The following is a 24,562-nucleotide window of genomic DNA, read 5'->3' on the forward strand; positions in this document are numbered from 1 at the left end:
GCAGCAAGCAGGGGATGTTTTCCGAGGAAGAGGCGGACCGTCACAAACCATTTTACTCAACGTGGGCAGCAGCCCACACAAACGGAACCCCGGCCGAAGCAAGCCGTCACCGGGGGGGAGAGGGGGGCGAGCCAACGAGAGTCGACATGCAGGAACATGCGCAACAGGTGAATGGCAACTCGCTCGATCTGAACCTGACGAAGGACTGGGCCGCGGAGTGGCGCGCCCCCCTGTCGCGGGAATTGGACCTGGCCCATGACCAGCTCCTGGGCGGGGACATCTCGCGAGGCATGCACACCCTGCTCTCCGCCCTGGGGCACGCGCGCTCCACGCTCGTTCCCGAGGACTGGCGGCGCTTCTGCCTCGACACCTGCCGGACCCACCCGGTTCATTCCCTCGTCCGCCAGGAGCCGTTCACCCGCCGCGGCTTCGAGAAGCCTCGCCAGTACGCCGGTGACGCGGTGATGCTCGACTTCGTCTACGAGGATCTCGCCCCCGAGCGCCTTGGCACCACCCCCATCGGGGTGGGGATCAACCGCTTCCTCTGCGCGCAACAGAGCACCGCCTCGCTCCGGGGGCGGAGGGATTATCTGTCGCGCTACATCGATCGCGTCTCCGGGGAGCGGGCCGATGCCCGGGTCCTCTCCGTGGCGTGTGGCCACCTGCGAGAGTCCCGGCGCTCGCTCGCCATGCAGCAGCGGCAGGTGGGCGAGTTCCTGGCGCTCGACCAGGATCTGCGCAGCCTGGGAGTCATCGACAGCGAGCTGGGGCACCTGGGCGTCAAGCCGGTGGCCGGCGCGGTGAAGGACATCCTGCGCAACCAGTTGCGCTTCGAGGACATGGACCTCGTCTACGCGTCCGGGCTCTACGACTACCTCCCGCAGCCCATCGCCATTCGCCTGACGGCACAGCTCTTCTCGATGCTGCGCCCGGGTGGACGCCTGCTGCTGGCCAACTACGCCGACCCGCACAAGGACGCGGCCTTCAAGGCGTACATGGAAGCCTGCATGGACTGGTGGCTCATCTACCGCGAGGAGTCCGACGTGGCGGGCTGGATGAGCGAGATTCCCAGGACGCAACTGCGCCGGCAGGAGCTCTTCCGGGACGAGACCGAGAACCTCATCTACCTCGAGCTCGTCCGCCGCTGAGGCCGCCCTGGCCGCTCACTCCCAGGAGAGCTCCAGGTCTAGGCTGAGCGGCCCCGTGCTCCGCGCGCGCGCCTCCACGTTCTTCAACCCCAGGAGGACGCCGATCGTCACCGCTCCCCCCTCGTGGTACGGGAGCGGCGTGAAGGAGCGTTGGACGGAGAGGACGCCTCGCCTGGGCCCCTTCCAGACCACCGTCGGCGCACAGTAGGCCATGGAGACCTTGTAGAGCTCCTCCAGGGTCCGCACCAGGCGCATGGGATCCGTCGCGGACACCAGTTGCGCGGAGCGGCCCACCACCGAGTTCATGTAGAGCTCTGCCGTCCTCTTGCCGATCAGCCACAGGACCTCCGCGTAGCCGCCGTACCGGGCGCTCAGCAACCGCGCCGCGGCGCCCAGCATCCGCAGGAGGGCATGGGTGGGGTAGCTGAAGAACTCGACGAACTCCGTCTCCCCGCTCGCCTGTTGGCAGAGCTTCACCATCTCCTCCCCGCCGAGCTTCCCGGACGGTCGTCAACGTGGCCAGGAACAGGATGCCGCGCGTGTTGTACTCCGGCGTCGCCAGGAGCAACCGGCTCTCCAGATCCTGCTCGGCATCGTAGGAGGGATCCCGGCCCTCATCCGTCTCATCGCTCATTCGTCGGCCCCAAGCCCTCTCGGAGATCCCCGCCGCCCGCCGGGAGTCTACCCCGTTGGCGGCTACGGCTGCTCCCTGTCTCCCACACACTCCTTTGTCCGGCACGTGCAGATGCGCTGGAGCTCCGCCCCGCCCAGCGCCTCGCAGCTCTCGGCCTTGGGGGGGCAGTCCTTGAGGGAGGTACACGTCTGCACGCATATCTGGTGGTCCGGATGGCAGAGCTCGGACTCGAGACAATCGTCGGGCCCGGAGCACGCCAGGTTGAGGCCCCCCGGCGAACAGGCCACCAGCCACATGCCCACCGCGCTCAGCGCGGCGAACCTCCACGTCCTCTCCCGAAGCTGCATTCCCGGCTCCCTCCAAGGGCCGAAGGAAAATCGGCCTGTCCCCGGGTGTCAACGTGCCCACGGAGGGAGGGGGCGCGCCAGCCTGGCGGGAGTGGGATAGAAGGCGGGCGACTTGATGTGTGGAGGAAGTACGTATGCGCCGTTCCGCCGCCCCGATGCTGCTCGCCGCGCTCACCGTGCTGCTGGCCGCTTGTGAGAAGAAGGTCCCGCCCGCGCCCTCTTCGCAGCCCCCCACCCCCGCCGCGGCCTCCACCGGGGCCACCCCGGCGAACTCGGATACGATCCTCCTGGGCCAGGTGGGCAGCCTCACCGGCAGCGAGGCCACCTTCGGCGTCTCCGCGCGCAACGGCATCGCCCTGGCCATCGCCGAGGCCAATGCCGCCGGCGGGGTGAAGGGCAAGAAGCTGGAGGTGCGCGTCTACGACAGCCAGGGCAAGCCCGAGGAGGCCGCCCAGGCGGCCACGCGCCTCATCACCCAGGACAAGGTGGCCGTCATCCTCGGCGAGGCCGCCTCCACCAACTCCATGGCCATGGCGGACAAGGCCCAGGCGGCCGGGGTGCCCATGATTACCCCCTCGTCCACCAACCCCGCCGTCACCAAGAAGGGCGACTACATCTTCCGCGTCTGCTTCATCGATCCCTTCCAGGGCTACGTGATGGCGAAGTTCGCCCGCGACCACCTGAAGCTCAACCGGGTGGCCGTGCTGCAGGACAACAAGAGCGCGTACTCGGTGGGCCTGACGGACGTGTTCAGCCGGAAGTTCTCCGAGATGGGCGGCAACCTCGTGGCCACCGAGAGCTACTCGAAGGGCGACACGGACTTCCGCGCGCAGCTCACCGCCCTCAAGCAGCGGAAGCCGGAGGCCCTCTTCGTTCCCGGCTACTACACGGACGTGGGCATCATCGCCCGCCAGGCGCGCGAGCTGGGCCTGATGGTGCCGCTGCTCGGCGGCGATGGCTGGGAGTCCGACAAGCTCTTCGAGCTGGGCGGCACCGCCATCGAGGGCAGCTACTACTCCAACCACTACTCGGTGGATAACCCGGATCCGAAGGTGCAGGAGTTCATCACGAAGTACAAGGAGGCCCACGGCGCCGTGCCGGACAGCGTGGCCGCCCTGGCCTATGACGCCGCGTGGCTCGCCATCGACGCGATGAAGCGCGCGCCGGACCTGTCGGGCAAGGCCATCCGCGACGCCATCGCCGCCACCAAGGACTTCCCCGGCGTGGCCGGCACCATCAACCTCGACAGGAACCGCGACGCCGTGAAGCAGGCGGTGATTCTCGAGGTCCAGGACGGGAAGACGAAGTTCGTCACCACCGTGAAGCCGTAGCGTCCCGCCTCAGATGCTGGCGGCCGCCGCGGCCACCGCCGACCAGACCGGGCGAGGGAGCGGGTGCAGCCCCGGCTTCCCCTCGCTCCCCCGGGTGCAGATGAAGCCGAGCCCCGCCATCATCGTGGCCAGGGTGACGTCGAAGGCGTTCAGGCTGTCCCCCCACCCCGCCGTGAGGTTCGCCATCGAGCCTCCGGCGAACAGGTAGACGGGCCTCCCGTGGGGCCGCGTCTCCTCCACGTGGGGGATGATCTCCCGCCTCGCCCCGAGCGCCTTCACGTCGATTTCATCCGGCACGTGCCCCACGTTGAGCAGGAAGCACCCCGTCTTCAGGTACTTCACCTCCTCCGCGCCGAGGACGCCCGTCACCCCCGTGGCCGTGACGATGACGTCGATGCGCGAGAGGAGCTTCCGGGGTCATCATCGTCCCCGCCTCCCACCCCGCGTAGCGCGCCTCCATCAGCCGCGCGGGGTCCTTCTCCACCACCTGCACCGTCCCGCCAAACGCCCGCGCCACATCCGCCACGCCCTGCCCCACCAGGCCGTAGCCCACCACCAGCACCCGCTTGCCGTGCAGCGTCAGCTTCGTGCGCTCGCAGAAGGCCTGCCACGTGGACAGCCCCACCAGCCAGCGGTTGTGCAGGCCCTCCTTGATGGGCAGGTCGTCCCAGTTGAACACCGGGTAGCGCAGCGCCAGCGAGCGCAGCCGCGCGATGCCCGAGCCCGTCGCCTCCAGCCCCGCCTTCACCCGCGTCTCCAGCCCCCGCGCGTGGAGGGCCAGCGAGAGGTCCCCTCCCATCTCGCACAGGTGCGTCGGCTCCCAGGCCAGCGCCTGGTCGATCGCCGAGGCGTACTCGTCCGCGGGCATGTTCTTCCAGGCGTGCGCCACGGCCCCGCGCCCGCGCAGGTGCTCGACCACCTCGTCCCGCACCGTGGTGGGGTTGCACGTCGCCAGGAACACCGCCGCCCCCTTGTTCAGCAGTGCCTCCACCGCCGGCACCATCTTGAGGTCCAGGTGCATCGAGCACGCGAGCCGCACGCCCTCCAGCTTCGGCAGTGCCTCGCACCACCTCCGCGTCAGCGGCATCTGCAGCTTCGTCCACTCCAGGTCCCGTGCGAACGTGTCCATGTGCGCCTCCCTGCCCGCTCTCCTCCCGGAAGAGCCTGAAGACCCTCACCCTAAACCCTCTCCCAGAGGGAGAGGGGATTTCCCTCTGGGCACCGAGCATCCGGTCAGGCACATTCCCCCTCGCCAACAGTGGGAACGGGTTCCGGCTTGCCCCTGACGCTCCCCGCCCCACCCTGACGGTATGGGGGCCCTCGCCCCCTCTTGCTTCCCTGAAGGAGCGGACGTGATCCACCACATCCTCGTCGCCATCGATGGCTCGGAGACCTCTCGCAAGGCCGCACGCTTCGCTCATGATCTCGCGCAGCAGACCGGCTCGCGCATCAGTCTCCTCTTCGTACTCGAGCCTCCCCGCATGCTCACCCTCGGCTTCCTGGACTCGGAGCTCATCTCCGGGCCCCAGCGCACCCCCGAGGAAATGGACGCCGTCCGGCGCATGCTCGATGAGGTCGCCGCCGATCTGCCCAAGGCCCAGGTGGAAAAGATCGTGGAGATCGGCCGCCCCGCCGACACCATCGTCTCCATGGCCGAGAAGCTCGGCGCCGACCACATCGTCGTCGGCGCCCGCGGCCTCAACCCCGGCGGCAAGTGGTTGCTCGGCTCCGTGAGCGACCGCGTCGTTCAGCACGCGGGACGGCCGGTGACTGTCGTGCACTGAGACGGCGTTCTTCTCCGACTCTCAGGGGGCAACCCGGGAGCCGTGGCACCCTCACCCCGTCCCTCTCCCGGAGGGCGAGGGGAAGTAGGCTCCGGGGATGCACCGGTTCTTGTTCGTCCTGTTGCTGACCTCGGCGTGTGCGACGGCTCCGCGTCCCCCTCCCTCCGCGCCCCCCGTCGTCGTCCCTGAGCCGCCTCGTCCGCTTCTCCGCGTTTACGTGCTCCTTCCGGATGGCACCTCCGTGGAACGGAGCGTGCTGCCACCACCGAGCACCTTCCCCGCCGAGCCAGCTCCGGAAGGCACCTGGTACGCCGTGCCTCTCGCCCCTCTCCGCACCGAGGAGGAGGCGCTCGCGCTCGCCTCCGTGCTGCGCGAGTACCAGGTCCCCGGCCTCTCCTTTGGGGAACAGGGGCTCCCCGAGCCCGCCCTCCTCTCCCGCCTCGTCGAGGGCACCCGGCTCACCACCCTCTACCTCTCGAATACGGCTTTGGGTGATGCGCACCTCGCCGCCCTCCGCGGCCTGGAAACGCTGGAGTCCCTCCACCTCGAGCGCACCGCCGTGACCAACCAGGGGCTCCTCCACCTGGAGGGCAGGACTCGTCTCACGGAGCTGCTGCTGAACGAGACCGCCGTGTCACTCCGCGGCCTGCCTCCCCTCGCCACCCTCACCGGGCTGCGCCGCCTCGGCCTCGGGAGCACCGCCGTCGGCCCTCCGGGACTCGACTTCCTCGCCGGCCTCCCCCATCTGGAGTGGCTCGACCTCTCCGACACCATGGCCGGGGACACCGTGCTCGCGCGGCTCCCCGGCTCCAACCTGCACACGCTCATCCTCAGCGGGACGGAGATCACCGACGCGGGGCTCGCCGCGCTCCGCCACATGCCCCGGCTCGCCAGGCTCGGACTGGCGAGGACCGCCATCACCGACGCGGGACTCGTCCACCTCGCCGGGCTGCTCACCCTCGAGGAGCTTCACCTCGGAGGGACCCGGATCTCCGATGCCGGGCTCGAGCACCTCTCCGGACTGACTTCCCTGTACGCCCTGGTGCTCGGCAAGACGCGCACCGGAGGCCCCGGGCTCCGCTGGCTCTCCGGCCTCCAGAAGCTGGTGGTGCTCCACCTCCAGGACTCGGCCCTCACCGACGCCGGCCTCCAGCACCTCGCCTCCCTGCGGATGCTGCGCGAGCTGGACCTGTCACGTACCGCCGTCACCCGCACCGGGTTGCGCGTCGTCGGGGGCTTCGAGCAGCTCGAGTCCCTCGGCCTCTCCGGACTCGGGCTCGACGATGCGTCCCTGGAGGCACTCGCGCCCCTGCACTCCCTCTCCTCGCTCGAGCTCAGCGAGAATCCCCTCGGCGCCGAGGGCCTGCGCCGGATGGGCATGCGCGCCGGCCTGCGCTCCCTCGACCTGAGCCGCACCGGCATCACCGACGAGGGGCTCGCCGCGCTCCAGCTCTTCCCCCGCCTCCGCTCCCTCCACCTCGTGAAGACCCAGGTGACGGACGCGGGGCTCGAGCACCTCGCCGCGTTGCGCGAGCTGGAGACCCTCTACGTCCGCTCCTCGCCCATCCAGGGCCCGGGGCTCTCCGCGCTCGAACGGTTGCCGCGGCTCTCCTCCCTGGACCTCGGCGGCACGAAGCTCGATGACTCCAGCGCACCGCTGCTCGCGAGGTTGGGCCAGCTCACCTGGCTCAGTCTGGCCAGCACCCGCATCACCGACGCGGGCCTCCCGCACCTGCCCCGCTCGCTGCGCACCCTCTATCTCACGCGCGACACCGTGACGGACGCGGGAATGGCCGTGCTCCTCCAACTGCCGCGGCTGCGCGAGCTGGATCTGCGCGGCACGGGCGTGTCCGCCGAAACACAGGCCCTCCTGGAGCGCGAGCACGGCGTGCGACTCAAGCGGCCCCAGTGACCCTTCCCGAGCCAACCCTTAGTCCACCACACGCGGCCCGTGCCGTAGAAAGGAGCGCGCATGCAAGAGGACTACTACATCGGGGCGTACTGGGGACCGCGCAAGGAAACGGCGCTGGAGTGTGCGCGGCGCGCGGAGCTCTTCTTCCACATGCTGGCGCGGTGTGACCCGACGTTCGCCCAGTGGTACGGGCCAGGCCGTGGCTTCCCCCGCGAGCTGCCGGGCTGGCCCGTGCGCCCGGAGCTGAAGGAGTTGGAGGCCTTCTTCCTCAAGGGCAGGAGCCGCACCGACATCGGCAGGGAGGTCATCGAGGATATGGGCTTCTTCCAGATGGTGTGGAACGCCAAGAAGGAGGCCACGAAACTCCACCTGACGTGTGGCGGATACTCGCCGTGGGGCGGGCCCAATTCGTGCCTGCTCAACCCCCCCAGGCAGGGCGTGGTGCGGGAGCGGCTGCTGCGCGCGCCCATGCTGGCCGAGGTGCTCACGTGCATGGTGACGGCGTGGGACCCCGACTACGCCCTCGTCAACTCCACTGAAATGGTGGACCTCACCCAGAAACGGAAGTGGGAGCGGCGAGTGGGATGGCTGACGTACCTGTCGCGCCGTCTGGGCAGGTTGCCGCCGCTGCCCGCGCCCGTGCGCATCGAGCCAGTGGGCACGCTGGGCTGGCTCCTGATTCTCTCGCCTGAGCCCATGACGGCGGACAACCCCGAGCACGTGGCCCTCACCGCCCGCGTGCGCGAGCTGCTCGACCGGGCCGGTCTCATCGAACGTCCGGAACCCCCGCCCGCCAGCGAGTGACACGCGCCACGGTGCGCCCGCGCTTCAGCGCTTCACGCGCTTCATCGTGTCCTGGATGAGGTCCACGTACTGCCGGTTCTTCGGGTTGAGCTTGAAGGCCTTGCGGTACGCATCCTCGGCCTGCGCCCACTGCGCCTCGCCTCGCGACACCTCGCCCGTGAAGTACCACGCCTCCTCGCACCCGGGCTCCTGCTTCACCACGTCCAGCAGCTCCTGCAGCGCCAGCTTCCCGTGCGACTCCGGCTTCATCAGGTAGCGCGCCCACGCCCGGTACGCCCGGTACACCGGCTTCGGATCGATGTCGCACGCGTATTCGAAGTACTCGAAGGCGCCCGCGTAGTTCTCCGCCTTCAGCCGCTTGCGCGCCTCCTCGTACTGGGTGCTCGCGTCCAGCAGGTCCGTCCGGATGCGGAACTGCTCCGCCGTCGTCGGCCGCCCCGTCCCCACCTTCTTCTCCCGCGCCGCCGCCCGCCGCTTGCGCCACAGCGCCGCCTGCTCCGTCTCCGACAGCGCCCCGTACGCCCTCGCGTACCCCACCAGCAGCCCCTCCGCCTTCTCCTTCAGGTCCGCCGTCTGGAAGCGCAGCGGCGAGAACTTGTCCGCCAGCGCCAGGAAGGCCTTGCGCAGCGCCACCGGCTGCACGTCCTCCGGCACTCCCAGCAGATCGAACGGATCCTGGCTCCGGTGCGACATGAAGGCGCTCAACAGCGCGTTCTTCACCGCCTCGTCCTCGTCCGAGAACGGCAGGCCCGTGGCCGCCGCCGGCACCAGGGACGCCGGATCCACCGTTTCGATCGTCCCCGGCAGGGGCGTCAGCGCGGGGCCCGGCATGGGCATGGGCGCCGCGGCCATCGCCGAGGGGGCCGGCGCCGGGCGCTTGTCCACCTCCTCCGCGAAGTCCGCCAGCCCCAGCAGGCAGAAGGCATACAGCCGGCGCAGCGTGGAATCCGTGTCCAGCCCCGAGCGCTGCTGCAGCTCCGGGAAGGTGGGCCGGAAGCGCAGCGCCTGGAAGAGCCGCGCGTCCTTCGAGGACAGCCTCGGCCCCTCCACGCCCGGCACCTGCGCGAAGTGCCGGTCATCCGTGAAGGTGAAGTGCGTGGCCACCTCGTCGAAGGGCATCATCGTCGCGATGCCCGTGAGGATGAGCTGCGAGGTGTTCATCCGCACGCTGGTGTCCGGCGGCTCGATGTCCGCGATGAGCCGGAAGCGCGCGTCCGTCCACCGGAAGCAGTCCAGCAGCTTCATCGCCATGTTCGCCTGCATCTGCTTGTACAGATCGAACGGGCTGATGAGCCCCTTCTGCACCAGCAGCCCCCCGATGGGCACTTCCGTCGACACGCTCTCGGCGAGCGCCTTCTGGTAGTCCGTCTCCGAGAGCTTCCCCTTCTCCACCAGGAACTTGCCCAGCGTCTCGTGCAGCAGGTTGCTGGAGCACGCCACCGGCGCGCCGTCCTCGAAGGTGATGCGCTTCTCGCGCTGGCGCACCTTCAGCTCCAGCGTGCACGTGCGCTCCTCGATGGCCAGCGCGTGCAACAGCAGGGGAAATGGAGTCTCGGCGAGCGCCCCCTCGCGCTGCCTCAGGACCTGGGCGGGGGTCTGAAACATGGAACTTCCAGCCTAGCAGGGGATTCCCCGCACATCACTCGTTGTCGGCCGCCAGGCCCGGGTCGTCGTAGTAGCCGTAGCCGTCCGGCGAGGGCTCCGGGGCCGTCACCCGGCTCAACACGGAGAAGCCCAGGGCGAGCACCACCACCAGCATCGCCCCATAGGCAAGCGGCCGGCTGGGGCGTGCCCGCCAGGCCCACAGCCGCTCGCGCCGTCGCTGGAAGCTGGGGGCGGCCACGTACTCCTTCCAGGCCTCCTCGCGCATCAGCGCCGCGTCCGCGTCCCGGCCGCTCTTGTCCAACGCCCGGGCCAGCAGCACCCGCCCCTCCACCGTCCCCTGCCGCGCCTCGCGCAGGCGATTCAGGGCCTCGATGGCGCCCTTCGTGTCCCCGCGCGCCAGCCGGAAGCGCCCGCGCTCCAGGTCCACCGCCCCCATCTGGTAGCCCGGCTCCGACTTCGCCGCCTCGTCCAGCAGCAGCTCGCCCCGCTTCGCGTCCCCCGCCCCCAGGTACGCCACGCCGAGCAGGAACAGCGTCCCCACGTCGTCGTCGCCCGCCTCCAGGTTGGGCTTGAGCACCTCCGCCGCCGCCGCGTACTTCCCCCGCCGCACCCACAGGTCCGCCAGCTCGTAGCGCGCCCGCCGATCGTGCGGGTTGGAGTGCAGCAGCCGCTGCAGCTTCGAGGCCCGCTGCCACCGGCCAATGGCCCTCAACGGGCTGGGGAGAATCCCCACCGTGTAGCGGTCCGCCACGATGACGAGGCCCAGCACCGCCAGGGCGGACAGCACCGGGCTGCCCGTCAGCGAGGAAAGCACAATCCACAGGAGCCAACTCATGCCCATGGGCGGTGCTCATATCAGGTGGGCGCACGCCGCCCCATGGGTGTGGCGTGGCGTTTCGCCCCAGGGGCGTTCCGCCACGCTCCCCCGCCCTCTCCGCGAGCAAGTCCCCCCGGCCAGACCCCTGGAGCCCCAACCCGTCACCGGGGAGGTCCAGGCAGGCGCAAGCCCGAAACTCGCGGCCGGGAATCGAAGTGACATAAGGTGAACACCCGGATGACCCGTGGCTCCGACTTTGCACAGGGGGCGCCCTGGCCATCCCCACCACCTCGGAACCCCCGTGGCACCTATGCGAAACCTCCTATCGCCACTCCCGGCCACGAGCCGGAAGCCCGCGCGGCAGTACGCGCCGGCACTGCTGCTCGCACTCGCGGTGTTGCTGACGGCCGGCAGCGCGCGGGCGCAAGCGCCCACCAACAACGCGGACCCCAAGCTGCGTTACACGGCCGACCTGTACGGCAACTTCGCGCTCATCGGGAACACGCTCGGTCAGGACTGCCGCAGCACGACGCCGCGGCCCCTCACCGGTAGGATGCCGCCCAACGGCACCGTGTTCGGCGAGACGAGCTGCTCCGGGCGTGACACCTCCCCGGACTTCTTCTGGACCCTGGACGACTGGACGCTCGAGAACACCGGGGCCTCCACCCGGCCCTACCTCGCGCCGGGCGTCACCCCCACCTCCCCCAACCCGTTGCACGCCCGCAGCCAGGCGGTGCTCACCCTGCCCCCCGGGGCCCGGGTGGTGTACGCGCGCATCTACTGGGCGGCCACCCGCTTCAACTCGGCCGCCGGTGACAAGATCGCCGCGCCGGACCTCACCGCCACGGTGTCGCGCTCGGGCGTGGCCGGCTTCGAGAAGTTCCTCACCGCCGACGACTACGCCTTCCAGCAGGACCCGGGCGCCGAGTACCAGTACCAGTCCACGGCGGACATCACGGACCTGGTGAAGGCGTACGGCGCGGGCGTCTACCAGGTGAGCGATGTGCAGGCCATTCCCTTCGACACCACGACGGGCGAGTACCTCTTCGACGCCTGGTGGATGGTGGTCTTCTACGAGGAGCCCGCCGCCAACAAGCGGCACCTGAAGCTCTTCGACAGCATGCGCGTGGTGGCGGGAACGCCCGGCACCACCATCTCGCTGGCCGGCTTCCACGTGCCGGCCTATGCCCAGGACGCCAAGCTGGGCGTCATCGCCTTCGAGGGAGATGACCCGGCACCGGACATCAACGACACGTTCGAGTTCAACGGCGCGCTGATCAGCAACGACCTCAACCCGCCCAACAACTTCTTCAACAGCACGCGCTCGTGGACCAACAAGAAGACCAGCGTGCGCACCGACACGCCGCTGACCGGCGTGCCCACCGGCACCGACGGGGTGCTCGACACCCTGCCCATCAGCCACCGCTATGACCGTCCGCAGCTCACCGGTACCGCCGGCAGCTTGTCCGGCATGGACCTGGACGTGGTGGACGTCACGGTGGCAGCGGGCGCCAAGTCGGCCACGGTGCGCGTCAACACCAGCGGCGACAAGTTCTGGCTGGGCGGCTTCATCACCTCCATCACCACCCAGGCCCCCGACTTCACCAACACCCTCAAGTCGGTGCGCAACGTCACCCGGACCGACGGCACGGTCCGCCCGGACGACATCCTCGAGTACACCATCACCACCCGCAACGTGGGCGATGACCACTCGCGCGACACCGTCCTCACGGACCCGCTGCCCGCGCAGCTCGACTACGTGCCGGGCTCGCTCCGGCTCCTCACCGTGGCGGCCAGCGACTCGCTCGCCCCGGGTCCGCTGACCGACGCCACGGGAGACGACGTCGGCCACTACGACTCCTCCCGCCATACCCTCACCGTCTACCTGGGCACGGGTGCCACGCCCACCTCGGGCGGCAGCATCAAGGGCATCGTCAGCCCGGGGGATGTGGGCGAGAGCACCAGCATCTCCTTCCAGATGCGGGTGAAGTCCACCACCGTGGGCAAGGTGGAGAACCAGGCCTTCATCACCGCGGGCGGCCTGCTGGGCATCGACCCGGTGACGACGCCCTCGCGCAGCCCGGCCGGCAGCGGCCCCACGCGCATCGAGGTCGCCATCGTCCCGACGCCCGTCATCACCGCGCCGGCCACGGGCTCCATCACCCACGACAACACGCCCACGTACACCGGCACCGCCCTTCCGGGCACCACGGTCACCGTGAGGAGCTCGGGCGGCACGGTGCTGTGCACCGCGACCACCGATGCCTCCGGCAACTGGTCCTGCACGGGCACCACGCCGCTGGCCGAGGGCCCCCACACCGTCAACGCGGTGGCCACCGACAGCGCGGGCAACCCGAGCCAGCCGGCGAGCACCACCTTCACCGTGGACACGGTGGCGCCCAACCCGCCCGTCATCACCTACCCCACCTCGGGCGCCGTCCTCACCATCCAGCGGCCCCTGTTCACCGGCACCGCCGAGCCCAACGCCACGGTCATCGTGAGCGTGGATGGCAAGGTCATCGGCCGGGTGGTGGCGGACAGCGCGGGCAACTGGTCGTTCCCGGCGCCGGAGCCGCTCGCGGACGGCGCGCACACCGTCAGCGCCATCGCCAAGGACGCTGCGGGCAACACCAGCTCCGCGACGAGCGTCCCGTTCACCATCGACGCGAAGCCGCCGGATACGCGCATCCTCACCGTCACTCCGCCGGAGCCGGAGACCATGAGCACCACGGTCTCCTTCACCTTCGACGCCCTGGGCCGGGGTGACGTCGGCAGCTACGACTGCAGCCTCGATGGCCGGACCTTCGTGACGTGCGGCAGCCCGAAGAGCTACACGGACCTGACCGACGGCTGGCACACCTTCGCCGTGCGCGCCCGGACCTATAGCGGCGTGGTGGACCCCACCCCGGCCACCTACACCTGGTTCATCGGCCTGGACACGGACAAGGACGGCATCGCCGACAGCATCGAGACGGCCACCGGCACCAGCCCCACCGATGACGACTCGGACGACGACGGCATCACGGACGGCAACGAGGACGCCAACCGCGACGGCTACGTGGACCCGGGCGAGACCGACCCGCGCAACCGGGACACCGACGGGGACGGCCTCCAGGACGGCACCGAGCTGGGCCTGACCGCGCCCCAGGGCTCGAACACCAACACGTCCATCTTCCAGCCGGATGTGGACCCCACCACCACGACGGACCCGCTCGACTCGGACACCGACGATGGCGGCGTGTCCGATGGCGTGGAGGACACCAACCACAACGGCCGCATCGACGCGGGTGAGCGCAATCCCAACGACCCCGCCGACGACAAGGTGGGCGCGAAGGACACCGACGGCGACGGCATCCCCGACGACGTCGAGACGGCCACCGGCACGGATCCGAACGATGACGACTCGGACGACGACGGCATCCTGGACGGCAACGAGGACGCCGACCGCGACGGCATCGTGGACGCGGGTGAGACCAATCCGCGCAACCGGGACACCGACGGGGACGGCCTCCAGGACGGCACCGAGCTGGGCCTGACCGCGCCCCAGGGCACGGGCACCAACACGGCCATCTTCCAGCCGGATCTGGACCCCACCACCACGACGGACCCGCTCAAGGTGGACACCGACGGCGGCGGCGTGTCCGACGGCGTGGAGGACACCAACCACAACGGCCGCATCGACGCGGGTGAGCGCAACCCGCTCGACCCCGCGGACGACCTGACCGTCACCGACACCGACGGTGACGGCATCCCCGACGATGTGGAGATCGCCACCGGTACGGATCCGACGAAGGCCGACACCGACGGGGACGGCATCCCGGATGGTGTCGAGGACAAGGACCGTGACGGCGTCGTGGACCCGGGCGAGACCGATCCGCGCAGCACCGACTCGGATGGCGACGGCATCCCCGATGGCACCGAGGACAAGGACCGTGACGGCGTCGTGGATCCGGGTGAGACCGATCCGACGAAGACCGACTCGGACAGCGACGGCCTGCCGGATGGCATCGAGGACAAGGACCGTGACGGCGTCGTGGACGCGGGCGAGACCGACCCGACGAACCCCGACACCGATGGCGGCGGCGTCCCCGATGGCGTCGAGGACCTCAACCAGAACGGCGTCGTGGATCCGGGCGAGACCAACCCGCTCGACCCCGCGGACGACGACGTGAACCGCGACACGGACGGCGACGGCGTCCCCGATGTCCGCGAGGCGGAGCTCGGCCTCGACCCGAACGACAACGACAGCGATGACGACGGCGTGATGGATGGCGCGGACGGCCTCACCGACACGGATGGGGACGGCTTCATCGACGCGCTCGACCCGGACAGCGACAACGACGGCATCAAGGACGGCACCGAGCTGGGTGTGACGCGGGCCAACGCTCCCGCGGGCACCAACACGAGCTCGCCCAACTTCGTGCCGGACGAGGACCCCACCACCACCACCAACCCGAAGAATGCCGACACCGATGGCGACGGCCTCAAGGACGGTGAGGAGGACAAGAACCTCGATGGCCGCCTGGGCTCGGGCGAGACGGATCCGAGCGACACGGACACCGACGACGGTGGCCTGTCCGACGGTGACGAGGTGAAGAACAACACCAACCCGCTGGACGACACGGACGACTTCATCATCGCCGGCCGGGGCTGCAGCACCTCGGGGAGCGCCTCTCCGCTGGTGTGGCTGGCGGCGCTGCTGCTCGCCATGCCGGTCATGCGCTCGCGGCGCGGCTCGCGCCGTGGCACCGCGCTGGCCGGTGGGGTGCTGGGCCTCGTGGGCGTCCTGTCCGCTCCGGCGGTGGAGGCCCAGGGTCCCACGCCGTCCCCGCTGTCCCAGTCCATCGACGTGCAGCGCTACAAGCCCGGCCCGGGTGCCACCGACATCCTCGGCGTCCATGGCGCCAAGGTGGACGGGCACCTCGGCTGGCACCTGGCGGCCTCGGTCAACTACGCGAGCAACCCGCTGGGCTTCCTCGACCCGCGTCAGGACGACTTCGTCTACTCCATCGTCGCCAACCAGGTGACGGTGGACCTGATGGGCTCCATCTCGCTGTGGAACCGGTTCGAGCTGGGCGTGGCCGTGCCCCTCACGTACCAGGCCTCCGAGCGCGACGCCTCCATCACGCCGGCCTTCCAGGGCGGTGTGAGCGGCGCGGGCCTGGGTGACCTGCGGCTGGTGCCCAAGGCCCACCTGCTGAACGCGGGCGGGTTCGACCTGGGCGTGGCCGTGCCCGTGCTGCTGCCCAGCGCGGGCGGCGCGGGCTTCCGCGGCGGCGCGGGCGTGAGCGCCCGGCCGCAGCTCGTGGGCGAGTGGGGCAATGGCAACGGGCTGCGGCTGGTGGCCAACGTGGGCGCCAACCTCCAGCCCGAGCAGCAGGTGCGCAACCTGCGCACGGGCACCGAGCTGATGTACGCGGTGGGTGCCCAGGTGCCCCTGACCGAGAAGCTCGCGGTGCGCGCCAACCTGGCGGGTGCCTTCGGGTTGAAGGACCAGGACATGGAGGGGCGTCCGCTGGAGCTGCTCGCGGCGGTGCAGTACCGCATCAGCCCCGGGCTGGCGGCCCACGTGGGCGGTGGCCCGGGCCTCTCCCGCGGCTACGGCACCCCGGGCTTCCGCCTCTTCGCCGGGCTCGACTGGACGCAGCCCGGTGAGCGCGCTCCGGCCCAGCCGGCCACTCCGCCCGCGCCCGCCGACACGGACAAGGATGGGGTCGCGGACGACAAGGACCAGTGCGCCCAGGGCCCCGAGGACCTGGACGGCTTCCAGGACGAGGACGGCTGCGCGGATCCGGACAACGACGGAGACGGCATCCCGGACACGAAGGACCGGTGCCCCAACCAGCCCGAGTCCGTGAACGGCTTCCAGGACGAGGACGGCTGCCCGGACGAGATGCCCGTGGACACGGACAAGGACGGCCTGATGGATGGTCAGGACAAGTGCCCCACCCAGCCCGAGGACAACGACGGCTTCCAGGACGAGGACGGCTGCCCGGATCCGGACAACGACAAGGACGGCGTGCCGGACTGGGAGGACCAGTGCCCCAACGAGCCCGAGACCATCAACGGCGTGAAGGACGACGACGGCTGCCCTGACGAGGGCAAGTCCAAGGTGCGCCTGGAGGCCAAGCGCATCGTCATCCTGGACAAGGTGTACTTCGCCACCAACAAGGACGTCATCCTGCCCAAGTCGTTCGATCTGCTGAATCAGGTGGCGGCGATCCTGCGCGCCAACCCGCAGATCGAGCTGCTGCGCGTGGAGGGCCACACGGACAACCAGGGCAAGCCCGCGAAGAACCAGAACCTGTCGGAGCGGCGCGCGGCCAGGGTGCGTGCCTTCCTCATCAAGGAGGGCGTGGCCGCGGAGCGCCTCGAGTCGGTGGGCTACGGTCAGACGAAGCCGGTGGACACGAACAAGACGGCGGCGGGCCGTGAGAACAACCGCCGCGTCGAGTTCAACATCCTGAAGGTCGCTGGCGAGGACACCGAGCAGGCGAAGTAACGGAGCACCCGGCCCTGGCCGGACACAGACGGCGCGAGCAGGCAAACGTCCTGCTCGCGCCGTTTCCGTTTCGAGTCCCCGCTCCCGCTGGGAGAGGGTTAGGGTGAGGGATTCCCCGAGGAAAGCACCGTGTCCCTCACCCTCCGCCCGCTCGTCCTACCCCTGCTGGTCCCCCTGTTGTTGGCGGCGGCGCCGCCCCCGGCCACTCCGGCCACGCGCCGCCTGGAGGATGCGGTGCCGGATACCTTCACGGGAGTGGAGCGCGTGGTGGCGGTGGGAGACGTGCACGGGGACGTGGACGCGCTGAAGGAAGTGCTGCGGCTGGCGAAGCTCATCAACGAGCAAGGCCGGTGGATCGGCGGCAAGGCGCACCTGGTGCAGACGGGGGACATCCCTGACCGGGGGGAGCGCACGCGGGAGGCCTTCGAGCTGCTGATGCGGCTGGAGGGCGAGGCGCTCGCGGCGGGAGGCCGGGTGCACGCGCTGCTGGGCAACCACGAGGTGATGAACATGCTCGGGGATCTGCGCTACGTGGCCCCGGGCGAGATGGCCTCGTTCGCGGACCAGAGCCCGGAGCCGGATGCGCCCGGCACGCCGCGAGGGCTCAACGGGCTCCGGGCGGCGTACGGGCCGCAGGGGCGCTACGGCCAGTGGCTGCGCGCGCATCCCGCGGTGGTGCGCATCAACGACACGCTCTTCGTGCACGGGGGAGTCGCCCCGGAGGTGCCGGCGAAGACGCTGGCCGAGCTCAACCGCTGGGTGCGGCAGGACCTGTTCCCCGGCAACCCGCCCGGAGGGGCCAAGGACCCGCAGGGGCCGTTGTGGTTCCGCGGCTACGCGCTGGGGCAGGAGGAGGAAGCGGCGCGTGCCCTGGAGGCGGTGCTGCAACGTCTTGGCGCGAAGCGGATGGTGATGGGACACACCACGGACCGCGATGGGAAGATCCGGACGCGGCTCGGCGGGAAGGCGGTGTTCATCGACACCGGGCTGAGCACCGGTTACGGCCGCCACCTCGCGGCGCTGGAGCTTCGCGGTGGCCGGGTCACCGCCCTCTATACCAACGGCCGCGTGGAGCTGGTGGCGCCCCCGGCGGCCCCGGCTGGCAAGCGCAGCCCCTGATGGTGGAACTCCGAGGGTAGCGCGAAGCATCCAACCGGCGCGAACACCAAAGCTCGTGGGAGACACCATGCGTTGGTACGGAACGGTTGGAACGGTCCTGCTGTGGGCCAGCCTCGGCGGCGACGCGCTCGCCCAGCCGCCGGATGGCAAGAACGGGAAGTTCGTCGCGGCGGCGCGCGAGGTGCTCGGCGTGCCCTACCAGTTCGGTGGCCGGATGAGGCGGCCGGGAGAGGGCATCGACTGCCAGGGCGTGCTCTTCTACGCGGCCGAGCGCGTGGGCAAGTGCGGCTGGAAGTCCTACTCGGTGTTCCCGACGCAGTCGGTGCCGGCGGGTGAGCTGGGGCAGCCGGTGGAGGGAATGGCGCCCATCGCCACCTCGGAGCTGGAGGTCTCGAGGCTCCAGGCCGGTGACGTGCTGCAACTCGTGGGCTTCGACCCGAACCCGGCCGAGCCGCACATCGGCCTGCTGAAGGAGCGGCCCGTCTGGGTGTGGCACACCGGCGTCTACAGTGGCGGGGGGAAGTGGATCGTCGGCGACCACTTCGCGGGCCGGGTCGTCGAGGTGGACCTGGCGGCGTACCTGGCTGAACACGCGGACGTGTACGCGGGGCTGGTGGTCACCCGGATGAAGGACGGGCCCCGTCCCACCCGGTGCCGCCAGCACAAGCCGATGAAGGCGCCCCGGAATCCGGACCGGCGGTAGGAGACGGATTCACAGGCCACGGGGACTACAGAAGCCGCGCACTGATGGCGCTGTGCACGTCCGCGCCCGCCTCGGTGAGCACGAGCCTCGAGCCCTCGAGCCTCGCCAGGCCGTGCTGCACCAGCCGGGCGATCTCCTTGCGGCGCGGCTCCGGGTCCTGCCCGTAGCGCGTGCACACCGTCTCCCAGTCCACCCCGGAGCGCAGCCGCAGCCCCATGGCCAGGCGCTCCTCGAAGAGCTCCAGGGGGCTCAGCTCCTCGCGGCTGGACTCGGGCGGCTTCCCCTCCTCCGCGGTGCGCATGTACGCGTCCGAGCCGCGCAGGTTCACGTAGCGGTAGCCCGCGGGCCGCTCGCCGGGCCCGGACGTGAGCAGCATGCCCGTGGCACCCACGCCCAGCGCGAGGTACTCGCCGCCCGTCCAGTAGAGCGCGTTGTGCCGCGAGCCATACCCGGGCCGGGCGTGGTTGGAGATTTCATAACGCAGCAACCCGTGCTCGCCGTAGGCGTCGCGGATGGCCTTCGTCATCTCCACCACCTCCTCGTCCGGAGGCAGCACCACCTCGCCCTTGTCGAGCTGCCGGGACAGCGGCGTGGCCACCGCCAGCGACTCGCGGTCCACCGTCAGCGCGTAGGTGGACAGGTGCTCGGGCCCGAGCGCCGCGGCCCGGCGCGCATCCGACTCCGCCTGCGCCCGCGTCTGCCCATGCACCCCGTAGATGAAGTCCATGGACACCACGTCGAAGCCCGCCCGCCGCGCCGTCTCGTACGCCGCCACCGCCCCCGGGCCGGTGTGCTCGCGCCCCAGCGCCTTCAGCAGCGCATCGTCGAAGGACTGCACGCCCAGCGAGACGCGGTTGACGCCCGCGGCCCGGTAGCCCGCGAAGCGCTCGGCGTCCGCGACACTCGGGTTGGCCTCCAGGGAGATCTCCGCCCCGGGCGCCACCTTCAGCCGCGCCGCCACGCCCTCCAACACGAGCGCCACCCAGCGCGGGTGCCAGATGGACGGTGTGCCGCCGCCGAGGAAGATGGACTCCAGCGTCCGCCCGCGCAGCGAGGGCTCCGCCGCCAGCCGCGTGTCCAGCTCCGCCAGCACCGCGCGCGCGTAGCGCTCCTCCGGCACCTCCCGCACCACCGCCACCGCGAAATCGCAGTAGGGGCATTTGGAGAGGCAGTACGGAAAGTGCACGTACAGCCCGAACCGCGCCGCTGCTGTCCCCGTGAGGGGATCAATGGGGCCCGCGAAGTCCATTCCGCGCTACTTCGCCCCCCGGAGTTGCGCGAGCTGCGCCTCCAGCTTCGCCACCTTCATCTTGTAGCTGGCCGCCGATTCCAGCGCCGTCTCCGCCGCCATCAGCTTGCGCTTCATCGCCGCCATGTCCTCCTTGAGCTGATCGCGCTCGGCGACCAACTCCTCCGGAGCCGGGCCACTCTTGCCGCGCGAGGCCTCCAGCGCGCCCTCCAGCATCTTCACCCGCTGCCGCAGCCGCTCCGCCTGAGCCTCGGCATCGCGGGCCCGGCTGTCGGCGTCCAGCTCCTCCACCTCGAGCGACTCCTCCGCCGCGCGCGCGTCCTGCTGCTGCTCCACCTGCTGCCGCACCCGTCCCAGCTCCGTCTCCACATCGGCGAGCGCGCGCGCCATGTCCTGGCGGTCCGACTCCACCGCCGTCAGCTCTCCCTCCAGCTCCGCGGTCCGCGCCTCGGCCGCCGCCGCGCGCTCCGAGTCCTGTTGTGCCCGCGCCTGGATGCGGCCCAGCTCCGCCTCCACATCCGCGAGCGCGCGCGCCATGTCCTTGCGGTCCTCCTCCACCGCCCCCAGCTCGGCCCGCAGCGCCGCCACCTGCGCCTCGGCCTGCTCCGCCGCCTCGCTCAGCGCCGCCGCGTCCGCTTCCATCCGGTCGCGGAGCTGCACCGCCTCGGCCTCGCTCAGCGCCAGCGACTCGCGCGCCGACGCCAGCTCCGCCTCCGCCTCCTCCAGCCGGGGCGACAGCTCCGCCAACGCCGCCCGCGCCTCGTCGCGCTCGGCCTCCAGCTCGCGGGTGCGCGCCTGCGCCTCCTCCAGCGAGCTGCTCGACCCCTCGGACTCCGCGAGCTGCGCCTCGAGCTGCGCCACCCGGGCCTTCAGCCCCACCTTCTCCGCCTCGAGGAGCTCCTGCTCCCGTAGGACGGCCTGAAGCTGCTCGCTGGTGCTCTCCAGCTCGGCCAGGTTGGCCTGGTACTGCTCGCGCACGGCCTCCAGCGCGCCCTGCATCTCCGCGCGCTCGGCCGCCAGCTCGCCCACCCGGTCCTGCGCCAGCGACAGGGCCTCCTTCGCCCCGATGAGCTCCTCGGCGAGCGCCGCCCGCGAGTCCCGCTCGTGCTTCAGCTCCCCGGTGAGGCGCGGCAGCTCCGCCTCCACCTCGGCCAGCGCCCGCGACAGGTCCCTGCGCTCCTCCTCCACCGTCTGCAGCTCGCCCTCGAGCTGCGCCACCCGCGCCTCGGCCACCCCGGTGCGCGCCGCCTCGCGCGAGAGCGCCACGGAGGTCTGCTCCAGCTTCGCCGATGCGTCCTTCAACGTGGCGAGCTGCTCGCGCGCCTCCGCCAACTGTCCCCGCAGCGCGGCCTCGGACACGCGCAGCGACTGGAAGCTCGGACTCCCGCTCGGCGTACAGCGCCCGGGCGCGGGCCAGCGTCTCCGTCTTCTGCTTCACCACCGAGCGGAAGTGCTCGACCTTGTCCTCCGGAGCGCCGCCGAGGGCCGGGCGCGGCTCGGCCGGCTCGGAGAAGGGATCCGCCGTGCCCACCGGACGGGCGGGAATGGGCGGAGGCTGAGGCTCCGGAGCCCGGGAGGACGCGGACTGCACGGACGGCAGCGATATGGCGGGCCGGAAGGCGGCCGGCGCGGCGGGCGCTCCCCGGCGGGGAGGCAACGGCGGAGGCACACCCGGGGCGGCGGGACGCGCGGACGCGGCCCCCACGGACGCCGCCTCCTCCTCCAGGCTCTCCCTCAATTCCGCGAGCGGATCCAGCTCCTCTGACGACGACCCCATGAGGGCCGAGGTTAACCCCCGGACCTCCTCTTCTCCACAGCGCTCCACACGCCATGAGCACACGGGCCTCCCCGGCTGGTCTCCAGGCTCACAACAGGGTCGCGGCCAACACTTCCGGGCGTTAGGGACTGGTCGGAAAGGCCCCCGGCTCGCCTTGCCTACCCACACGGCCGGTGTCAGGTTCGAACGTTCCATGGCTCAGCGCTACACACTTTCCAACGGACTCACCGTCGTCTTCGATGAGCAGCACGCCGCCCGGGTGGCCGCCTTCCAGGTGTGGGTGAAGGCCGGCAGCGCCGACGAGCGCCCCGACCAGGCCGGCCTGGCGCACCTGCACGAGCACATGCTCTTCAAGGGCACGGCCCGCCGCGGCCCCGGGGAGATCGCCCGCGACATCGAGGCCCATGGCGGGGAGATCAACGCCTGGACGTCCTTCGACCAGACGGTCTACCACATCGTCATCGCCAGCCAGTTCGCCCGCATGGGCCTGGACATCCTCGGCGATGCCATCCGCGCCTCGTCCTTCGACGCGGACGAGCTGTCGCGGGAAATCGAGGTGGTGTGCGAGGAGATCAAACGCAGCCAGGACACCCCGGCCCGGCGCGCCTCGAGGGACCTCTTCTCCACCGCCTACCAGGAGCACCCCTACCGCTTCCCCGTCATCGGCACGGCGGAGAGCGTGCGCAGCTTCACCCGGGACAAGGTGCTCGAGTTCTACCGGCGGCACTACACGCCGAAGAACCTGGTGCTGTCGGCCGCGGGAGACTTCACCGAGGCGGAGCTGCGCCAGTGGGTGGAGGAGATTTTCGGCGGTGACTGGGGCCGCCCCTACGAGGGGGGCGTGACGCGGGCGCGCGAGCCCGAGGCCACCCGCCGCCGCGTGCTGCTGCGTCCGGACGAGGTGAAGGAGGTGTATTTCAACCTCGCCTTCCCCATTCCCCAGGCGGACCACCCGGACGTGCCCGCGCTGGACGCGCTGGCCATGCTCGCCGGCCAGGGTGAGGCCTCGCGGCTGGTGCTGGAGGTCAAGCGCAAGCGCAGCCTCGTCAACGACATCCACGCGTACGCCTACACCCCGAGGGACCCGGGCCTCTTCTCCGCCAGCCTCACGCTGCCGCCCGCGACGCTGACGCAGGCGCTCGAGGAGACGGTGCGGGTGCTGAGCACGCTGCGCACGGAGCTGGTGCCCGCGGACGAGCTGGCCACGGTGAAGGCCCTCATCGAGGCCGAGGCCGTCTACCAGCGCGAGACGGTGCAGGGCCTGGCGCGCAAGATGGGCCACTACCAGTCTTCCATGGGGGAGCTGGAGGCGGAGGCGCGCTACTACGAGGCCATCGCCCGGCTCACCCCCGAGCACATCCGAGAGGTGGCCGAGCGCTACCTGCGCTTCGAGCGCACCATCGTCACCGGGCTGCTGCCTCCGGGCACGCCCTTCGGCGCGGAGCAGGCCGAGGAGATTCTCGACCGGGTGTCCCGCGAGAAGCCCGCCGCCGCGCCCGAGCGCCGCACTCCCAAGGCCGCGCCCGCCGCTCCGGCCCTCCAGGTGGGCCGCACCGCGCCCGCCTCCCCCGGCCGAATCGTGGAGGAGCGGCTGCCGTCCGGGGCGCGCATCCTCGTGCGCGAGGAGCGGGCCGTGCCCCTCTTCGCCATGCGCGCCGCCTTCCCCGGCGGCGTGCGCTACGAGAGGCAGGAGAACAACGGCCTCACCACGCTGCTGAGCCGCAGCCTCACCCGGGGCACGCCCTCGCACGACGCGGAGGAGATCTCCCACATCATCGACAGCTTCGCCGGCTCGCTCTCGGGCCAGGGCGGGCGCAACTCGGTGGGCCTGCGCGGCGAGTTCCTCTCCCGCTACTTCCGGGACGCCTTCCGCCTCTTCGCCGACTGCCTCCTCAACCCCAGCTTCCCCGAGGCCGAGGTGGCCCGCGAGCGCACCCTGCTGTTGCAGGACATCCTCACCCGCGAGGACAAGCCCAGCGGCGTGGCGTTCGATCTCTTCGGCCGGACGATGTTCCGCACGCACCCCTACCGGCTGTCCTCCCTGGGCGAGCAGTCCTCGGTGGAGAAGCTGGGGCCGGACGCGCTGCGCGCCTACCACGCCGCGTACATGGACCCCTCGCAGCTCACCCTGACGGTGGTGGGCGACGTGAGAACGGACGAGGTGCTCGCCCTCGCGCACGAGGCCTTCGGCGCCTCCCGCGGCCGCGCGGCGCCTCCGCCCGAGGTGAAGCCCGAGCCTCCCCTCGACGCCCCGCGCTCGAGCAAGAAGCAGCTCGCGCGCGCGCAGTCCCACCTGGTGTGGGGCTTCAAGGGGGTGCGGGTGAACGACCCGAGGCGGCACGCGCTGGAGGTGCTCTCCACGCTGCTCAGTGGCCAGGGCGGGCGCCTCTTCGTGGAGCTGCGCGACAAGCGCTCCATGGCCTACAGCGTGAGCAGCTTCTCCATCGAGGGCGTGGATCCGGGCTACTTCGCCGTCTACATGGGCACCAGCCCCGAGAAGGTGGAGGCCGCGCTCGCCGGCATCCGCGAGGAGCTGGCCCGCGTGCGCGACGAGCCCATCCCCGAGGCGGAGCTCGCCCGCGCGAAGCAGCACCTCATCGGCACCCATGAGATTGGCCTGCAGCGCAACGGCGCGCGCGCCGCGCTGCTCGCGCTGGATGCCTGCTACGGCCTGGGCCAGGAGAACTTCCTCCACTACGCCGAGCGCGTGGCGGCGGTGACGGCCGAGGACGTGCGCGCGGTGGCCCGCCAGCTCATCGACTTCGAGCGCGGCGCGCTGGCCCACGTCGGCCCCTGAGCCGGGCCGCCCTTCCCCGCAAAAACAAAATCC

16 protein-coding genes and 1 pseudogene are annotated in these 24,562 nt (G+C 70.8%); 9 read left to right on the top strand and 8 right to left on the bottom strand.

Going from position 1 to position 24,562, the window contains the following annotated elements; translation table 11 throughout:
- Window positions 1-146 precede the first annotated feature (146 nt).
- Window positions 147-1,148, top strand: a complete 1,002-nt coding sequence (locus ACN28I_RS21435; protein ID WP_420943814.1) for a class I SAM-dependent methyltransferase — start codon at window positions 147-149, stop codon at window positions 1,146-1,148.
- A 15-nt stretch (window positions 1,149-1,163) separates the two neighbouring features.
- On the opposite strand, the pseudogene ACN28I_RS21440 reads toward ACN28I_RS21435, so the two are convergent.
- Together ACN28I_RS21440 and ACN28I_RS21445 are read right to left on the bottom strand one after the other, a co-directional pair.
- Window positions 1,164-1,634, bottom strand: a pseudogene (locus ACN28I_RS21440) (DUF2378 family protein); the annotation flags it as partial.
- 210 nt (window positions 1,635-1,844) lie between these two features.
- Window positions 1,845-2,129: a hypothetical protein gene (locus ACN28I_RS21445; RefSeq protein WP_420943815.1), complete on the bottom strand. Its 285-nt coding sequence runs from the start codon at window positions 2,127-2,129 to the stop codon at window positions 1,845-1,847.
- 134 nt (window positions 2,130-2,263) lie between these two features.
- On the opposite strand from ACN28I_RS21445, the gene ACN28I_RS21450 reads away from it, so the two are divergent.
- On the top strand, window positions 2,264-3,460 hold the full coding sequence (locus tag ACN28I_RS21450; RefSeq protein ID WP_420943816.1) for an ABC transporter substrate-binding protein: 1,197 nt from the start codon (window positions 2,264-2,266) through the stop codon (window positions 3,458-3,460).
- Window positions 3,461-3,469: 9 nt separating this feature from the next.
- On the opposite strand, the gene ACN28I_RS21455 is transcribed toward ACN28I_RS21450, so the two are convergent.
- Both ACN28I_RS21455 and ACN28I_RS21460 read right to left on the bottom strand, forming a co-directional pair.
- The gene (locus tag ACN28I_RS21455; protein WP_420943817.1) at window positions 3,470-3,802 is read right to left on the bottom strand and encodes a hypothetical protein; all 333 of its coding nucleotides are present in this window, start codon (window positions 3,800-3,802) and stop codon (window positions 3,470-3,472) included.
- Window positions 3,747-4,589 carry an adenosylhomocysteinase gene (locus ACN28I_RS21460; protein ID WP_420943818.1) on the bottom strand — a complete coding sequence of 281 codons (843 nt, stop codon included), beginning with the start codon at window positions 4,587-4,589 and terminating at the stop codon, window positions 3,747-3,749. The genes ACN28I_RS21455 and ACN28I_RS21460 overlap by 56 nt, the downstream gene beginning before the upstream one ends.
- Before the next feature lie 223 nt (window positions 4,590-4,812).
- Between ACN28I_RS21460 and ACN28I_RS21465 the strand changes: the two genes are divergently transcribed.
- From ACN28I_RS21465 to ACN28I_RS21475, 3 genes are all read left to right on the top strand, one after another.
- Window positions 4,813-5,244 carry a universal stress protein gene (locus ACN28I_RS21465; protein WP_420943819.1) on the top strand — a complete coding sequence of 144 codons (432 nt, stop codon included), beginning with the start codon at window positions 4,813-4,815 and terminating at the stop codon, window positions 5,242-5,244.
- Window positions 5,245-5,497: 253 nt separating this feature from the next.
- A complete protein-coding gene (locus ACN28I_RS21470; RefSeq protein WP_420943820.1) occupies window positions 5,498-7,156 on the top strand; it encodes a hypothetical protein in 1,659 nt (552 codons plus the stop codon).
- Between the two features lie 60 nt (window positions 7,157-7,216).
- Complete coding sequence (locus tag ACN28I_RS21475; protein ID WP_420943821.1) at window positions 7,217-7,960, top strand: Imm52 family immunity protein; 744 nt, start codon at window positions 7,217-7,219, stop codon at window positions 7,958-7,960.
- Window positions 7,961-7,984: 24 nt separating this feature from the next.
- Here the strand turns inward: ACN28I_RS21475 and ACN28I_RS21480 are convergent, their stop codons facing one another.
- Both ACN28I_RS21480 and ACN28I_RS21485 read right to left on the bottom strand, forming a co-directional pair.
- Complete coding sequence (locus tag ACN28I_RS21480; protein WP_420943822.1) at window positions 7,985-9,565, bottom strand: DUF4388 domain-containing protein; 1,581 nt, start codon at window positions 9,563-9,565, stop codon at window positions 7,985-7,987.
- Between the two features lie 34 nt (window positions 9,566-9,599).
- The gene (locus tag ACN28I_RS21485; protein ID WP_420943823.1) at window positions 9,600-10,406 is read right to left on the bottom strand and encodes a tetratricopeptide repeat protein; all 807 of its coding nucleotides are present in this window, start codon (window positions 10,404-10,406) and stop codon (window positions 9,600-9,602) included.
- A gap of 286 nt (window positions 10,407-10,692) precedes the next feature.
- On the opposite strand from ACN28I_RS21485, the gene ACN28I_RS21490 reads away from it, so the two are divergent.
- The 3 genes from ACN28I_RS21490 (at window position 10,693) to ACN28I_RS21500 (ending at window position 18,706) form a co-directional block, all read left to right on the top strand.
- Complete coding sequence (locus ACN28I_RS21490; RefSeq protein WP_420943824.1) at window positions 10,693-16,884, top strand: Ig-like domain-containing protein; 6,192 nt, start codon at window positions 10,693-10,695, stop codon at window positions 16,882-16,884.
- Window positions 16,885-17,013: 129 nt separating this feature from the next.
- A complete protein-coding gene (locus ACN28I_RS21495) occupies window positions 17,014-18,003 on the top strand; it encodes a metallophosphoesterase (protein ID WP_420943825.1) in 990 nt (329 codons plus the stop codon).
- Window positions 18,004-18,070: 67 nt separating this feature from the next.
- The gene (locus ACN28I_RS21500; RefSeq protein ID WP_420943826.1) at window positions 18,071-18,706 is read left to right on the top strand and encodes a hypothetical protein; all 636 of its coding nucleotides are present in this window, start codon (window positions 18,071-18,073) and stop codon (window positions 18,704-18,706) included.
- A 25-nt stretch (window positions 18,707-18,731) separates the two neighbouring features.
- Here the strand turns inward: ACN28I_RS21500 and hemW are convergent, their stop codons facing one another.
- Together hemW and ACN28I_RS21510 are read right to left on the bottom strand one after the other, a co-directional pair.
- Window positions 18,732-19,955, bottom strand: a complete 1,224-nt coding sequence (gene hemW, locus ACN28I_RS21505; RefSeq protein WP_420943827.1) for a radical SAM family heme chaperone HemW — start codon at window positions 19,953-19,955, stop codon at window positions 18,732-18,734.
- A gap of 6 nt (window positions 19,956-19,961) precedes the next feature.
- Window positions 19,962-21,314, bottom strand: a complete 1,353-nt coding sequence (locus tag ACN28I_RS21510) for a hypothetical protein (RefSeq protein ID WP_420943828.1) — start codon at window positions 21,312-21,314, stop codon at window positions 19,962-19,964.
- A 611-nt stretch (window positions 21,315-21,925) separates the two neighbouring features.
- On the opposite strand from ACN28I_RS21510, the gene ACN28I_RS21515 reads away from it, so the two are divergent.
- Entirely contained in the window at window positions 21,926-24,529 is a 2,604-nt protein-coding gene (locus tag ACN28I_RS21515; RefSeq protein ID WP_420943829.1) for a M16 family metallopeptidase, read from the top strand.
- The last annotated feature ends 33 nt before the right edge of the window (window positions 24,530-24,562 follow it).

The sequence above is a fragment of the Archangium gephyra genome, assembly GCF_049060025.1.
GTDB classification, from domain to species: Bacteria; Myxococcota; Myxococcia; order Myxococcales; family Myxococcaceae; genus Archangium; species Archangium gephyra_A.

What these genes read in the sequence shown, in the direction of transcription:
- ACN28I_RS21435 (WP_420943814.1), top strand. Translation starts at nt 147, where the DNA reads ATGCAGGAACATGCGCAACAGGTGAATGGCAACTCGCTCGATCTGAAC.
- ACN28I_RS21445 (WP_420943815.1), bottom strand. Translation starts at nt 2,129, where the DNA reads ATGCAGCTTCGGGAGAGGACGTGGAGGTTCGCCGCGCTGAGCGCGGTG.
- ACN28I_RS21450 (WP_420943816.1), top strand. Translation starts at nt 2,264, where the DNA reads ATGCGCCGTTCCGCCGCCCCGATGCTGCTCGCCGCGCTCACCGTGCTG.
- ACN28I_RS21460 (WP_420943818.1), bottom strand. Translation starts at nt 4,589, where the DNA reads ATGGACACGTTCGCACGGGACCTGGAGTGGACGAAGCTGCAGATGCCG.
- ACN28I_RS21475 (WP_420943821.1), top strand. Translation starts at nt 7,217, where the DNA reads ATGCAAGAGGACTACTACATCGGGGCGTACTGGGGACCGCGCAAGGAA.
- ACN28I_RS21480 (WP_420943822.1), bottom strand. Translation starts at nt 9,565, where the DNA reads ATGTTTCAGACCCCCGCCCAGGTCCTGAGGCAGCGCGAGGGGGCGCTC.
- ACN28I_RS21485 (WP_420943823.1), bottom strand. Translation starts at nt 10,406, where the DNA reads ATGGGCATGAGTTGGCTCCTGTGGATTGTGCTTTCCTCGCTGACGGGC.
- ACN28I_RS21490 (WP_420943824.1), top strand. Translation starts at nt 10,693, where the DNA reads ATGCGAAACCTCCTATCGCCACTCCCGGCCACGAGCCGGAAGCCCGCG.
- ACN28I_RS21500 (WP_420943826.1), top strand. Translation starts at nt 18,071, where the DNA reads ATGCGTTGGTACGGAACGGTTGGAACGGTCCTGCTGTGGGCCAGCCTC.
- hemW (WP_420943827.1), bottom strand. Translation starts at nt 19,955, where the DNA reads ATGGACTTCGCGGGCCCCATTGATCCCCTCACGGGGACAGCAGCGGCG.
- ACN28I_RS21515 (WP_420943829.1), top strand. Translation starts at nt 21,926, where the DNA reads ATGGCTCAGCGCTACACACTTTCCAACGGACTCACCGTCGTCTTCGAT.